The organism is Acinetobacter sp. YH01025, from assembly GCF_013420185.1.
Taxonomy (GTDB): Bacteria; Pseudomonadota; Gammaproteobacteria; order Pseudomonadales; family Moraxellaceae; genus Acinetobacter; species Acinetobacter indicus.
On the sequence record NZ_VOYR01000022.1, the window covers coordinates 1 to 14,745 of the forward strand.

The 14,745-nt window shown below is 39.3% G+C and carries 13 protein-coding genes; 11 read left to right on the forward strand and 2 right to left on the reverse strand.

The genetic code is table 11. The features are described from left to right. Nucleotides 1-380: 380 nt before the first annotated feature. The 6 genes from FTT89_RS14030 (at nt 381) to FTT89_RS14055 (ending at nt 8,262) form a co-directional block, all read left to right on the forward strand. On the forward strand, nt 381-791 hold the full coding sequence (locus FTT89_RS14030; protein WP_197704863.1) for a cation efflux protein, CzcI-like: 411 nt from the start codon (nt 381-383) through the stop codon (nt 789-791). Between the two features lie 48 nt (nt 792-839). After that, nucleotides 840-2,165 carry a TolC family protein gene (locus FTT89_RS14035; protein ID WP_035269736.1) on the forward strand — a complete coding sequence of 442 codons (1,326 nt, stop codon included), beginning with the start codon at nt 840-842 and terminating at the stop codon, nt 2,163-2,165. Between the two features lies 1 nt (nt 2,166). Beyond that, nucleotides 2,167-3,396: an efflux RND transporter periplasmic adaptor subunit gene (locus tag FTT89_RS14040; RefSeq protein WP_104472702.1), complete on the forward strand. Its 1,230-nt coding sequence runs from the start codon at nt 2,167-2,169 to the stop codon at nt 3,394-3,396. After that, nucleotides 3,386-6,526, forward strand: coding sequence for an efflux RND transporter permease subunit (locus FTT89_RS14045; RefSeq protein WP_096902762.1), 3,141 nt, complete (start codon nt 3,386-3,388; stop codon nt 6,524-6,526). Before FTT89_RS14040 ends, FTT89_RS14045 begins: the two co-directional genes overlap by 11 nt. 86 nt (nt 6,527-6,612) lie before the next feature. Next, nucleotides 6,613-7,512, forward strand: a complete 900-nt coding sequence (locus tag FTT89_RS14050) for a cation diffusion facilitator family transporter (protein WP_177156119.1) — start codon at nt 6,613-6,615, stop codon at nt 7,510-7,512. 183 nt (nt 7,513-7,695) lie between these two features. Next, nucleotides 7,696-8,262 carry a recombinase family protein gene (locus FTT89_RS14055; protein ID WP_177156230.1) on the forward strand — a complete coding sequence of 189 codons (567 nt, stop codon included), beginning with the start codon at nt 7,696-7,698 and terminating at the stop codon, nt 8,260-8,262. A gap of 52 nt (nt 8,263-8,314) precedes the next feature. Here FTT89_RS14055 and FTT89_RS14060 read toward each other — a convergent pair whose 3' ends face one another. Then, nucleotides 8,315-9,295 (reverse strand): DUF4917 family protein, encoded by a 981-nt coding sequence (locus FTT89_RS14060; RefSeq protein WP_177156118.1) that lies wholly within the window; start codon nt 9,293-9,295, stop codon nt 8,315-8,317. Nucleotides 9,296-10,209: 914 nt separating this feature from the next. Between FTT89_RS14060 and FTT89_RS14065 the strand changes: the two genes are divergently transcribed. The 5 genes from FTT89_RS14065 (at nt 10,210) to FTT89_RS14085 (ending at nt 13,985) form a co-directional block, all read left to right on the forward strand. Continuing rightward, nucleotides 10,210-12,021 carry a copper resistance system multicopper oxidase gene (locus FTT89_RS14065; protein ID WP_034583971.1) on the forward strand — a complete coding sequence of 604 codons (1,812 nt, stop codon included), beginning with the start codon at nt 10,210-10,212 and terminating at the stop codon, nt 12,019-12,021. Beyond that, the gene (locus FTT89_RS14070) at nt 12,008-12,346 is read left to right on the forward strand and encodes a hypothetical protein (protein ID WP_004897649.1); all 339 of its coding nucleotides are present in this window, start codon (nt 12,008-12,010) and stop codon (nt 12,344-12,346) included. Before FTT89_RS14065 ends, FTT89_RS14070 begins: the two co-directional genes overlap by 14 nt. Then, nucleotides 12,333-13,277, forward strand: coding sequence for a copper resistance protein B (locus FTT89_RS14075; RefSeq protein WP_004668309.1), 945 nt, complete (start codon nt 12,333-12,335; stop codon nt 13,275-13,277). The genes FTT89_RS14070 and FTT89_RS14075 overlap by 14 nt, the downstream gene beginning before the upstream one ends. A 179-nt stretch (nt 13,278-13,456) precedes the next feature. Next, on the forward strand, nt 13,457-13,702 hold the full coding sequence (locus FTT89_RS14080) for a type II toxin-antitoxin system RelB/DinJ family antitoxin (protein ID WP_160232258.1): 246 nt from the start codon (nt 13,457-13,459) through the stop codon (nt 13,700-13,702). Next, nucleotides 13,692-13,985 carry a type II toxin-antitoxin system RelE/ParE family toxin gene (locus tag FTT89_RS14085; RefSeq protein WP_000221358.1) on the forward strand — a complete coding sequence of 98 codons (294 nt, stop codon included), beginning with the start codon at nt 13,692-13,694 and terminating at the stop codon, nt 13,983-13,985. Before FTT89_RS14080 ends, FTT89_RS14085 begins: the two co-directional genes overlap by 11 nt. A gap of 128 nt (nt 13,986-14,113) precedes the next feature. Here the strand turns inward: FTT89_RS14085 and FTT89_RS14090 are convergent, their stop codons facing one another. Continuing rightward, the gene (locus FTT89_RS14090; RefSeq protein WP_004641881.1) at nt 14,114-14,443 is read right to left on the reverse strand and encodes a four-helix bundle copper-binding protein; all 330 of its coding nucleotides are present in this window, start codon (nt 14,441-14,443) and stop codon (nt 14,114-14,116) included. Between the last annotated feature and the right edge of the window lie 302 nt (nt 14,444-14,745).

The window sequence follows — 14,745 nt, forward strand, 5'->3', positions numbered from 1 at the left end:
AGATTATGCAACAAACTGGTTGTGGCATTACAACCATGAAAGACCACATCAAGCTAACAAAGGAAAGCCACCTCTAATGGCTGCTTAACCTCTACTTTTAACTTCGGTTATTTATGGGAGGATTACCCTCTGATTTCAGGGGTATATTTTAATTTTGTCATCGGGGTAGTCTCTCAGAATATTGACTCTCCGACAAACCCGGTACGGTTCAATCTATTGTTATTCTTACCTGAAATTGATGTGAGCTTATAGAGACAAGGTAAATTTGCAAAAGTGCCGGCTATTCAGTGTTCATTGAATGTTTAATTTAATTTATTAAGCTTGACCTTGGAGTGGCTCTAAGCCTTATACTTGGTACAAATTTTTCGATTGTTATGATGATGCGTTCTACTACATGGATTACAGTCTTGGTTGGATTGTTCATGTTCCAAAGCTTTTGGAATGTGGCGGCGGCCTTTTGTGTCCATGAACAACAGCCTCAATCACAGCAGAGTTATCATTTTGGTCATCACCAAAATACCTTGTGTGCCAGCGATAGTCGTCAACACGATCATAATGGACAGTCAGAAAACATAAAAACATTCAGTAGCGATTTAGAAATCGGTGAAGATCATCAAGATCATCTACCATCGATGACGCATTTGATTGTACAAAATGAAAAAGTAGATGTGTTTCATCCAAGCTCTGAAGTTAAAGTGAATCCACAATTTCATTGGAAAAACAGCTATCAGGCTCCTGACCTGTTTCAACAAAGCCCACCTCCCGAATTTTCCCCGCTCATGGTGGGGTAGCCTAAAACATTCCCACCACTTTTATTATTTAAATAAGTGGGAAAAATCATGTCTTCACAATCAATTATACTCTTGCGTCATAGCTTGGTTGCTTGTATATGTGCAGCGGCTATGCAATATAGCTATGCTGAAAACGTTACCAGCTTTGAATCCGCTTTAGCAAAAGTACAAAGTTACCAGACTCAAGACAAGCTGTGGCAACAAGTTCAGCAAATATCTGAATTGAATATTCAGCAAAGTCGGTTATGGCAGAATCCAAGTATAAGTTTAGAACAGTCTGGCTTTGGCTCAGGTCAAGAACAGGAATTCAATGTTGGCGTTAGTCAACCTCTAGATCTATTTGGTCAGCGTAAGCTGAACCGGGTGATTGCCAATACCTCGAATCAACAAATCCAATTGCAACAGCAATTATGGAAGGCACAAAGCCAACTGATTGTTAAATTTGCATGGTCGCAATTTGCACTTGCTGAGGTTGAGCAGTCTGCTTATTCAGTACAGTTAAAAACAAGTAAAGCCAATCTGGACAGTGCCCAGAAACGCTATCAGGCAGGCAGTATTGCCCTGGTTGATTTTGAGCGTACCCAAATTGAAGCGCTAGAAATCCAACGACTTTATCAGCAAGCGATGCTGAATAAACAAGCTGCCGGTCGTCAGCTGTCTAATTTGTGGGGGGGAGAAACATCTTCACATCTTCAATTGAATAAAACCGCTATCCCTTGGCCAGAGCAAAGTCTCCAAACTGTGCAACGGTATATTGCTGAAGGGTGGCTAGAAAAATTCTATGCCTTGAACATTCAGCAATCGGATCATCAAATTGAAAATTTAAGAATTCAGGCACGTCCCAATCCGACTTTAAATGTAGGCATGAAACGTAGCAAAACCCCTAATGAAAGCAACGATACGACTTTGGCAATCGGCGTGGCTATTCCACTGAATATTTTCAACCGCCAGCAATATGCGATCCCGATGGTCCAGCAACAGCAAATATTGCTGAACCAACAGCAGCAGCGTGAGCTGAAGCAACAAATACTCAATATTGCCAACAGCATGCATCAGCTCAAAGGTTTACGTAGCCAGTTCGATGCCACAACAGCACAAGTTACTTTGGCGACCAAAGTTCAGAGCCGTACTTTACAAGGGTTTCAGGCAGGGAAACTGTCCATTACCGACGTTCAACAAGCAACCACCCAACTGCAGAATCTTCGATTGGGTCAATTACAAATTCTACGTCAAGCTTGGCAAACTGCCCTCGCAGCTGAGGCACTCAGTATTGGCACAAGTTATGAAGAAATTAGCCGTTCGGATGCCTATACACAACTGAATAAAAAGGCAGTCGAAGCATCGCAAAATTTAATCAATGGGGGAGCACGATAAAATGAACGCCAAGCAAAACGGAAAAATATCCCAGTCTCTCATGATTGCAATTTTGATTCTGATTACGGTCTTGGTCAGTCTGGTTATTTGGTTAAGTTCAAAAAAAACTGAATCTGAGGGGCATGGTCATGATGAGGGAAATGCCGAACATTCTGATGAAGATAGTTCTGAAGAAGGACATGCTGAAGAAGGCGAAATACAACTGACCAGCCAACAAATGGTTGAACAAGGTTTAAAAGTTGCTGTTGCATCCACAGGATTGGTTGAAAAGCTGACAACCCTGCCAGGTAAATTGGTGGTGAATACCGATCAACAAGCGCATATATCGCCTAATTTTAGTGGTCATGTCGAGCAGGTCAATGTGGCTTTAGGACAGAGCGTGCAAAAAGGACAAACGCTGGCTGTACTAATCGTGCCTGAACTGATCGACCAACAGGCAAATCTGCGTATGGCACAGGTGAATCTGGATTTGGCCCGTAAAGATTACCAGCGCGAACAGCAACTCTGGTCACAGGGGATTTCTGCCAAACAGGATTACCAGCGTGCCGAAAATGCCTACCGTCAAGCGCAGATTACTGTCCAGTCCTCACAAGCACGTTTAAATGCATTAGGTGCAAGTGGCAATAACAATGGGCGTTTTCTGATTAAAGCACCGATCTCTGGGGTGATCAGTCAAAAAGATATTGTGGTCGGTGAAAATGTGCAACTGGCTAATCAGCTCTTTGTCATTGAACAGCTGAAAGATTTATGGCTTGAGTTTAATTTGCCGAATCAATTCTCAGGTCAACTGCAAGCCGGGCAAAAAATTGACTTTAAAGTGAATGATTCAGATCAAATCTATAAAGCTACTGTACAAAGCTTAACCTCTCATGCAGATGTACAAACAGGGCGTCTGGTGGTGCGCGCAAAACTCGATGCGCAAGCTACTGAGTTGCGTTCTAATGTGTTAGTGAGAGTGTTGATTCCGGAAGCTACAGCAAAATCAGCCCTTCGGATTCAAAAGTCTGCGCTGCAAAGTATTGAAGGTGAAGACAGTATTTTCATCGTAGATTCAGAACAAAAAGGTCAAGTCCACTTAAAAGCACAGAAAGTGCAATTGGGGCAGGCTTCAAGTGATGGACAATGGCTTGAAGTGATTTCTGGGCTGACTGAAGGGCAGAAGTATATCGCTCAAGGCAGTTTCTTGTTGAAATCTGAATTAGAAAAAGACGAGGCAGGCCATGAACATTAATTCTGATCTGCCAAAACCAGAAGGTTTATTCGAACGAATCATTCAGTTTTCCATACAAAATGCGATTTGGGTGTTGCTCTTTGTCTGTACCTGGATTGCGGTCGGGGTGTATAGCTATCAGAAACTCCCGATTGATGCTGTACCCGATATTACCAATACCCAAGTCCAGATTAATACTCAAGCCAAGGGTTTTACTGCGCTTGAAGTCGAACAGCGGATTACCTATCCCATTGAAAATGCCATGGCTGGCATTCCGGATCTGGAGCTTACCCGTTCCATATCCCGTTATGGACTCTCTCAAGTCACCATTGTCTTTAAAGATGGGACTGATATTTATTGGGCCCGTCAGCAGATTAACCAACGGATACAGGAGGCGCAATCTGAGTTGCCTGCACAAATCGCACCGACGATGTCCCCCGTTTCTACGGGTCTCGGTGAGATTTATCAATGGGTACTGAAGGCAGATCCGAATGCGAAAAAGCCGGATGGAACTGCATACACGCCGATGGATTTGCGTGAGATTCAGGACTGGATTGTGCGTCCTCAACTGCAACGTGTTAAGGGAGTTGCAGAGGTCAACAGTATTGGTGGTTTTGAAAAAACCTATGTGGTCTCTCCCGATTTAAACCGGATGCAGCAACTGAATATCTCATTAGAACAACTGCAACAGGCTTTAGCGCAAAATAATGAGAACCGAGGTGCAGGTTATATTGAAGACAATGGTCAGCAACTGACGGTACGTGTACCGGGTACATTCAATGGGCTTTCTGATATTGAGAACACCATGCTGGGTAGCCCAAATGGCAGCCCAATTCGGGTTGGTGATATTGCGCAAGTCTCTATTGGGCATGATTTAAGAACCGGTGGGGCAACCTATAACGGCAAAGAAACCGTTTTAGGGATTGCCATGATGGCGATGGGTGGAAATAGCCGGACTGTTTCTAAAGCTGTGGATGCCAAGCTTCAAGATATTCAGAATAGTTTGCCTAAAGGGGTAGTGATTGAAACGGTGTACGACCGTACTACCTTGGTTGAGAAGGCGATTAAAACCGTTCAGAAAAACTTGGTAGAGGGAGCAATCCTGGTCATCATCATTCTGTTCCTGTTTTTAGGGAATATCCGTGCTGCCTTGATTACTGCCTGTGTCATTCCACTCTCTATGCTGTTTACCTTAACCGGGATGGCACAGAAAAATATCAGTGCCAATCTGATGAGTTTAGGTGCACTCGATTTCGGCATCATTGTCGATGGTGCTGTGGTGATTGTCGAAAACTGTATCCGGCGTTTAGCCCATACACAGCAACTGTTAAAACGACCTCTCACACAAAGTGAACGCTTTAAGGAAGTTTTTCTGGCTGCCCGCCAAGCACGTCGTCCTCTTATTTTTGGTCAGCTTATTATTTTGGTGGTGTATTTGCCGATTTTTGCTTTAAGTGGTGTAGAAGCAAAACTATTTCATCCGATGGCTTTAACCGTTGTTCTCGCACTGGTGGCAGCTATTATTTTATCGATCACCTTTGTGCCCGCTGCAGTTGCTTTATGGGTTAAAGGGGAGATCAAAGAAACGGAAAGCCGTTGGATGATCTGGCTCAAAACCCGATATCAACAGATATTGGATGGAGCCTATCATTACAAAGCGGTGGTTTTAACTTTTGCCATTTGTCTCCTGGTCATTACGGGTCTGCTCAGCACGAAGATTGGCAGTGAGTTTGCACCCCAGCTGAGTGAAGGTGATTTTGCGGTACAGCAATTACGTTCTCCAAGCACAGGCTTGGAAGAGTCTTTACGTATTCAGGAAAATACCGAAAAGCTTTTACTGAAAAACTTTCCCGAAATTAAAGCTATATTTGCCCGTACCGGGACTGCTGAAGTGGCGACAGATGTGATGCCACCGAATATTTCCGATGGTTATATCATGCTGAAACCACGTGAGGAATGGCCAGATTCAAAAGAAAGCCTAGATGCACTTCGAACCCGAATGGAAGCTTATCTTGCGACAATTCCCGGCAATAACAGTGAGTTTTCTCAGCCTATTGAGCTACGTTTTAATGAACTGATTTCAGGTATACGCAGTGATGTGGGGGTGAAGGTTTTTGGTGATGACATGCAGGTTTTGAATACTGAGGCTGCAAAAATCGCGAAAATCATTCAGCAAGTCGCAGGTAGCAGTGCGGTGAAAGTTGAACAAACTTCGGGTCTGCCTTTACTCAATGTAGAGATTGATAAAGCTTTAGCTGCCCAGTATGGCTTGAGTGTGAAATCTATTCAGGATGTGGTGGCTGCAAGTATTGGTGGACAAAGCGTGGGAGAGATTTTAGAAGGCGATCGTCGTTTTGATTTTGTTATCCGTCTTGGAGAGCAAGACCGTAGTGTCGCATCTGTTTCCCAGTTACCTATTCAGCTTCCAAATGGTGGCAGTATTTTATTGTCGGATGTCGCGCAAGTCTCGACCATTGAAGGAATCAACCAAGTCAGTCGAGAAAATGGTAAACGCCGAGTTGTGGTTACAACGAATGTTGAAGGGCGTGATTTAGGGTCTTTTGTTTCTGATGTACAGACACAGCTCAAAGCATACACTTTGCCAAGTGGTTATTGGATAGAATATGGCGGTCAGTTTGAAAATTTGGCTTCAGCCAAAGCACGGATGCAAATCGTGATTCCACTGGCTTTAATCACTATCTTTATTTTACTGATGGCGGTCTTTCACAATGTCAAAGAAAGTCTATTGGTCTTTACCGGGGTACCCTTTGCCTTGACCGGTGGTGTGCTGTTCCTTTGGCTAAGGGATATTCCATTATCGATGTCAGCTGGAATTGGCTTTATTGCCTTATCTGGTGTTGCAGTCCTCAATGGACTGGTAATGCTGACCTTTATTAAGGAATTAAGGGACAAATATCCAGTGCATAAAGCCGTGTGGCAAGGGGCTATTTTGCGCTTAAGACCAGTGTTGATGACAGCTTGTGTGGCTTCACTGGGTTTTGTACCAATGGCGCTGGCAACCGGAACAGGGGCTGAGGTTCAACGGCCACTGGCAACCGTAGTGATTGGCGGGATTATCTCTTCAACATTACTAACTTTGGTGCTGTTACCCGTGCTTTATCGTTGGATAAATGAAAAGAAAGTTTCTTAATCCAATAGATTAGTCGATTTACAGCAGAGATATTGGCTGTTATCCAATATCTCTGCTCATCATAAATAGAATAAGGAAAATAGTTTATGTCAGAACATCATGATCATAGCCATGCGGTTGTTACTGAAGAAAATAGTAAGAAGTTAATGGTTGCCTTAGGTTTAACGACTACTTTTTTAATAGTAGAAGTTGTCGCTGCTTTTATTACCCAAAGTTTGGCTTTGTTATCTGATGCAGCTCATATGTTTACTGATGTAGCCGCTTTAGCTATTGCTCTTGCCGCTATCAAAATTGGTAAAAAAGCCGCAGATGATAAAAGAACTTTTGGCTATCAGCGATTTGAAATTTTAGCGGCTCTGTTTAATGCGGTGATGCTTTTTGTGGTAGCAATATATATTGTATATGAAGCTTATCAACGTTTTACGAATCCTGCTGAAATTCAAAGTGTTGGAATGATGATTGTCGCGGTCATTGGTTTGGTCATAAATTTGATTTCAATGAAAATCCTTTCTGCTAGTGCTGAAGGAAGTCTAAATATAAAAGGTGCATATTTAGAAGTTCTTAGTGATGCTCTAGGATCGATAGGCGTGATTATCGGAGGAATAGTTATTTATTTTACCCAGTGGATGTGGGTTGATACCGTAATCGCTGTGTTAATTGGCTTCTGGGTCTTACCTCGAACTTGGATTTTATTAAAACAAAGTATTCATATTCTGCTTGAAGGAGTTCCTGATGAGATTGATATTGAGTCGTTAAGAAATGATTTATTGAAGCTAGAGGGCGTTGAAGGGATTCATCAGTTGAAAGTCTGGGCTATATCCTCAAGAAATATTCATTTAACTGCTCATTTGGTTGCTCCGAATAGCAATACAGATCAACTCTATCAAAATGCCTTAGAAGTTCTAAAACATAATCATAATATTACTGAAATTACGTTACAAATAGAAAATACGAAATGTAATACATTGAACCAACATAAACACTAATTTGGACTTTAGTCTTCATATAGATGTTTTGTGTAACTTTAAAGTATACCCTAAAATAACACAGACAACGCCCTGAAGTTTATGTCTCATTTAAATAAATTTTGTCCATACGTTACATGTAACTTTGAAATATAATATTCATTATTTACAATAAGCAGAAATAAGCATTTGGTAGAAGGCATGATGAAAGGTCATAAGGTGGGATATGTCAGAGTCAGCTCTGTTGACCAGAATATTGGACGACAACTTGAAGGAGTCGAAGTCGACAGGGTTTTTATCGATAAGGCCTCTGGAAAAAATACTGCCCGTCCGAAATTTCAGGAAATGCTCAGCTATGTTCGTGAAGGAGACATGATCGTCGTGCACTCTATGGATCGTTTCGCTCGAAGTCTGAAAGATTTAGTTACTGAAGTTGATCAGCTCATAAAGAAGGGAGTCGCCATCCAGTTTGTCAAAGAAAATATTACTTTCACGGCCCAGGCCACTCCGATGGATAACCTGATGTTGCAGCTTATGGGCGCTTTTGCTCAATTCGAGCGGGAAATTATCTTGGAACGCCAAAAAGAGGGGATTAAGCTTGCAGCGGCTCAAGGGAAATATAAAGGTCGTGTCCATAAATTGAACACTGAGCAGGCTGAGGCTTTACGACAAGCCTGGAAAGAAGGACTGTATTCCTCCAAAGTTGCTCTGGCAAAAGCATTTGGTATCAGCCGGCAAGCTGTTTATCGATATTTACAAATAATTAATTAATCATTCTCTATAATTTGGACTAATATGTGCGTATAAAATCAGTGACTATTCTTTAAGCCCAAATAGGAGCAGACTCAGCTTTATAAAATTCAATGTTTATTTTTTTAGTGTCTATAAATCGGTGGGCATTAGCAATTGTTGTTTTATTAGAGTCTGAGTATTGATCACCAAATATACTGATATAAATATTTTCAACTTCACTCTTATTAATTTGATCGAAAATATGTTGATCATTTTCAGCCATTGAATGCCCATGAATAAACAAAGAACCTTTTATTTTTTTTAATTTTTTATAACATGAGTTCAAATATGGATTATGCTGAATTCTACTAAGTTTAGCTTCGTAATTAGGTTCTGATACAAATAATGGAAATTTTCCAACAGCTAGATTTTCTTTTACATGATCAACAATACTCTTACCTAAGTGATCTTTAAATGTATGTTTGTTAATAGTCACTTTACTATCATATAAATGCAGTCCTCCATGTAGATAGAAAACATTTTGATCGCTAGTATTTTCCCAACTATTGTATCTAAAACCGTCCTTACTAAAATATCCTGTAGGAGATATTTCTTTTTTATTAATGACCCAATAAAGCAATAAGTCATAATTTAATGTAAACACTTGAGAAAATTGTTTAATGAATGGCCTTGCTTTTTCATACTGGCTTGTTGATACAAAATTGGATGTTAAGGGATGAGTATCAGAAATAACTTTAACTAGAGAATTTTTCAACTGTTCTTGATCACTTTGTATTTCAATAATTTTATTTTTATCTACATCATATAATTCACATATCTTTTGTGCTGACTCTAATATTCTCATGATCTTTTCAAAATCATAGGTATCGAATTCCGTAAATAACTGACGAATTTCGAGATCTCTGGTACCAAAATCAGCTTTATCAAATAAAGACTTATAATTAAAAATTTCATGACTCCATGCTTGAGAAAAGCCATTTGCTAATAATATTGATACTTCAGATTTATTAGATATTGAATCAAACTTATCTTTAAAATTACCTATTTTCATTTTTAAAATAAAATATAAGAGTATGATAGTAATTAAATTATATCATAATTTCGACTATCCTAGGTAATCCTCCCTAAAAATAATAGGATCTAAAAGTAAAGTTTTCTCTTAAAATATAGGCAGGAGATTCTGCATGAAACCAACTATCTAGCTAGCAAAAATCTTATATGATCAGTCGGCAGACAATACAGGTTTCATTCAGTATCGTAAGAATTTAGGCTCGTAAACCCAGAAAAATGTGGAACATAATTATTCACATAAAAAGCCCATTCGAGGGTGAATGGGCTTTTTTAAATTTTGCAAGATGTTGATTTAAAACAAATATTTTATTTATTTCGGATAACGTGTATTATGTTAATTTTAGAGAAACTACTAAATTATATTGAGTTGTAAATATTTGAAAATTCCGTTAAGATATTTTGGATTAAATTCTATTCCTAGATAGCATTCGTGTTGACTCATCTCTCCAAAAAACTTTGGTTTTGTTTTCTTATGGTTTTTGCCATAGGATGGAGTAGTGTGTCTGTTGCATCAGTAAAGATAATGCATATCAATATGCAAACTGAAATGAGCCAAGATCATTGTTTAGATCAAGCACAGCAAGTCACTCAACATGGTATTAATCACGAAGTACAGACGAATACCGATTGCCATAATCATTTAGCTCTTAATCAGAATATAGATCACAAAAAGTGTCAGGAATGTTCTAGCTTATCCTGCCAGACACAGATCTCATGTCTTCATTCTTTGCAAAGCTCGCTAGATCCCCTAGATACCTTCTATTCTATAGATCAGCCTAATTTTTATTACCCCAACCAATATCTAAATGGGTATTGGCAAGAAATTTCACGTCCCCCTAAAGCTTAACCAATTTTTTTAAAATTTATTTATTTTTCAAAAATTAAGGTTAAGTTATGTCTCATAAAATTAGTTCGTACCTATTAGCAGGTATTTGTTTTGCATCGTCGCCTTTGGTTTTTGCCGAAGTGCGTGAATATCAGCTTGTTATTGATGAAGCAGTGGTCAGCCCAACTGGAAAGCCTGTAAAGCGCATTACCGTAAATGGTCAATTTCCTGCGCCTTTGCTTGAGTTTGAAGAGGGTGATGAAGCCATCATTCGCGTGAAAAATAATTTAAAAAACCAAGATTCTTCTATTCATTGGCACGGACTGTTGTTGCCGGGCATTATGGATGGTGTACCGGGATTTAATGGTTTTAACGGTATTAAGCCTCAAAGCGAGTATGTTTATAAATTCAAGATTCGCCAAAGCGGGACTTATTGGTATCACGCTCATTCTAAAGGACAGGAACAGGACGGCTTATATGGTTCTTTTGTGATTTATCCAAAAGGTAAAACACCATTGGCAGCACATGAAAAAGCTGAACGTGACTATGTGGTGATGTTGTCAGATTTTCATGAAAAAACCAGTGATCAAATTCAGAAAGATCTTAAAATTTCAGCTGAATATTATCAAGATCAGCGTGAAACCTTGGGTGATGTTTGGAAGCAGGTTAAACGTGATGGCATAAAAGCGACATGGTCTGACCGCAAAATGTGGAATCAGATGCGTATGCTAAAAACCGACATGTCGGATGTTACAGGTTATACCTTCCTCATTAATGGCAAAACACCTGAACAAAATTGGACAGGAATGTTTAAACCGAATGAAAAAATTCGCCTACGTTTTGTGAATGCATCTGCGATGTCTTTCTACGATGTCCGTATTCCTAACTTGAAAATGACTGTGGTCAGTGCTGATGGTCAGCCTGTAAAACCTGTTGCTGTGGATGAGTTTCGTATTGGCACAGCTGAAACTTATGATGTGATTGTGGAGCCAAAAGGCGGACATTATCAAATTGAAGCTGAGTCAATTGACCGTGCAGGCTATGCGATTGGTACACTGCACAATGAATTAAATCCTATGACACATGGCATTCATATGCCTGCACCACGTCCACGCTCACTTTTGACCATGGAAGATATGGGACATGGTGGCGGTGATCATGCAGGAATGGATCATTCGAAAATGAACCACGGCAATATGCAAGGCATGGATCACTCGAAAATGGATCATTCAAAAATGAACCATGGCGATATGCAAGGCATGGATCACTCGAAAATGGATCATTCACAGCATGGCACAGCAAAACCACAAGAAAATGATCAAGTGGTTTATGGTTGGGCAAATGCATCTACACCTGCGGGCAATAAAGCCTTGCAATATAGTGATTTAAAATCTTTAGAACCGCAAAAAGATACTCGTGAAGCTAGCAGTGAATTAGTAGTACGTTTGGGCGGTACTATGGAGCGTTATATTTGGACGATTAACGGTAAAAAATTCAGCGATGCTGAGCCATTAAAAGTGAAGTATGGCGAGCGTATCCGTATCAAATTTATTAATGACAGTATGATGGCGCACCCCATGCATTTACATGGCATGTTTATGCAGTTGGAGAATGGTCAAGAGTCGGTAGATATGCCGAATAAACACACATTGATTGTACCACCGGGTAAAACAGTGACTGCTTTATTAACTGCGGATGAGTTGGGCGAATGGGCAATCCATTGTCATTTGTTGTATCACATGAGTGCAGGAATGATGAACAAGTTGATCGTGGCAAATGTTAGCGATGAACAAGTGTCTACAACGCCAATTCAAGGTACAAATTCGACTCAAACTCACCAAGTAACTGAGCAAAAAGGAGCTGGACATGCACATCACTAATTTTGTATTTAAAGCGTTTTTTTCTGTTGCGGTATTGAGTTTAACAAGCTTAAGTTTGGCGCACGAAGGGCATCATTCAACTGCTCAGACTGATGGAAAAAATGTACCATCAATGAATCATCAAGCGATGTCTGAGATGGATCATTCACAGCATTCTCCACAAGAGCATGCACAACACATGCAGATGATGGGGAAAATGAATCATGCTGCACATTCAGCACCGATGAACCATCAACATGCAGGTCATCAGCCAATGCATCACAAATCAACAGAGAAACAGCAAGATCAAAAAGTACAGAAAGGAGATCAACATGCGCACCATTAATCTTTTTTCTAAAACTGTTTTAGCAAGCTCTTTGTTGATGGTCAGTGCAGTGAGTTTGGCACATAATGGTGAAGATCATAGTGCGCCTGAAAAAATGACAGTTGCTACATCTTCTAGTCAAAATCAGCCGATGCAAATGGATCGCTCTCAAATGAACCATAGCCAAATGAATCAGGCACAACATCAGGCAACATCTACGGTTAATCATTTACATCATGTACCAGATGCGAATGCTCAGCAGAGTTCGCATTATGATCATCGCTCAGAACACGGTGCGCAAATTTATGCGATTACGACAGTGGACAATAAGTGGCTTGTCAATGAAGATGGCACAGGTGATTTAAAGTCAGAGTTTGAAACCCGTATTGGCACAGATGAAAATAAGGTTTTTATTAAAATTCATGCCGATAAAGAAGAATCGCATGATGCACATTATGATGCCAAACTTTTATATAGCCGTATGATTTCAGACTTTTGGGATGCACAGATTGGTGCACGTTATCGTAGTGAAAAAGTTGAACTCAATGATCATCGCAAAGACACCGAAGAAAATGTTGATGCGGTGATTGGCTTACATGGTATGGCGCCATATTTCTTTGAAACTGATGCTTATCTCTATGCGGGAGAAGACAATTATGCGGGCTTTAGCCTAGAAACGGAACGTGATTTTCTGATTACGCAAAAGTTGATTATTCAACCTTATTTAGAGTTGGATGCTATCTTTAGTGATGACTCTAAATATGCGAAAAAAACTGGTTTAAGCAGTGCAACCGCAGGGTTTGAAACTCGCTATGAAATCAGTAAAAAGATCATGCCGTATATCGACATTGCCTATGAGTATTCAAAAGGTAATGATGAAACGTCGTGGCAAATAGAATCAAACTCTGAGAAAGGTTGGTTATATGGAGCTGGTGTTAGATTTAGATTTTAATTAATTTAATGATTACTAAATAGCTTTATTTAAATAAAACTCTAGCTTAATGTGGCCGGAAGCAAAATGTTAACTTATTTTGCTTCCTTCCATTTAACATAATGGCTGTTATGCGAAGTCGACTTGTAATGCAATTTGCATTACAATATTCCTAGTACATTAAATACTTGGGAAATATGATGGCTACTGTTAACTTCAGGATCGATGAAGCCCTTAAAGAAAAATCTTATTCAATCCTTAAAGAGCAAGGTATTACACCTACGGATTTCTTCACTAGTATTCTTGAGTATGTTGCTACGACTGGGAAACTGCCTGTCAAAAAAGCTTTGATTTCAGAAGAAGATGAAGAATTATTAGCTCTTGTCCGTAAGCGCATTAATGATCCTAAAGAGATGTTTGAGGAAGTCACATTAGATGACTTATAAGCTTTTACGTCACAAGGACTTTACAGCAGAATGGGAAAAACTCCCTGTTGCTATACGAGATCAATTTAAAAAGAAACTAGCCAAAGTCATAGAGCAGCCACATATTCCAAAGAATATGCTTAGAGGCGATCTTGCAGGTTGCTATAAAATCAAATTATTAAAAGCTGGTGTCCGACTTGTCTATCAAGTTAAAGATGATCAGGTAGTTATCCTGCTCATTACCGTCGGAAAACGAGCTGATAGCATAGTTTATGACGAAGCGAAAAAGCGAATTAAAGACTAAAAATGGGAGCTTAAAGCTCCCATTTTTGGCTTCGTATAAGGTGTATTATGTTAATTTTAGGAAAGGCTCTAGACTAGCAGAATGATTATGTTAGTCTAGAGCCATATAATTAACATTATTGAAGTATTTTACATGGCAATTTTTCGACATTCTTCTGCACACTGACGGCAAGCCTCAGCACATTTTTTACAATGATCATGTGAATGTTTTTCACACTCTTCCGCACAATATTCACAGATCTTAGCACAAAGCTCACAAATCTCTTTGAGGAAAGGTGAGTTATGTTGTTGCATACGCACACATAACTGACAAATATCTGCACATTCTAGACAACGTTGAATACATTCACGCATCATCTCTAAATCTTTTTCTTTTAAACAAGAAGTTGCACATTCAGTACAAATAAGTGAACAGTTTGTACATGCAGAAATACACTCTGAAAATTCCGTATTAATCATTTTTTACTCTCAATTTATATAATCAAAGAAATAATTAAAACATAATTTTTTTCTACTAATTATTTTAAATTATTAGTAAATGTAATACATAATGTTAATTTATATGAATAATGTTAATTTTAACTAAATCTTATTTATATTCCAAATTATTAAAAAACAGTTTTTAATTAGGATAGGTAATCCCCCCTAAAAATAATAGGATCTAAAAGTAGAATTTTCTCTTAAGATACGAGCAGGAGATTCTGCATGAAAACATCTAAATTTACTGACAGTCAGATCATGTCCATCTTGAAACAGGCAGA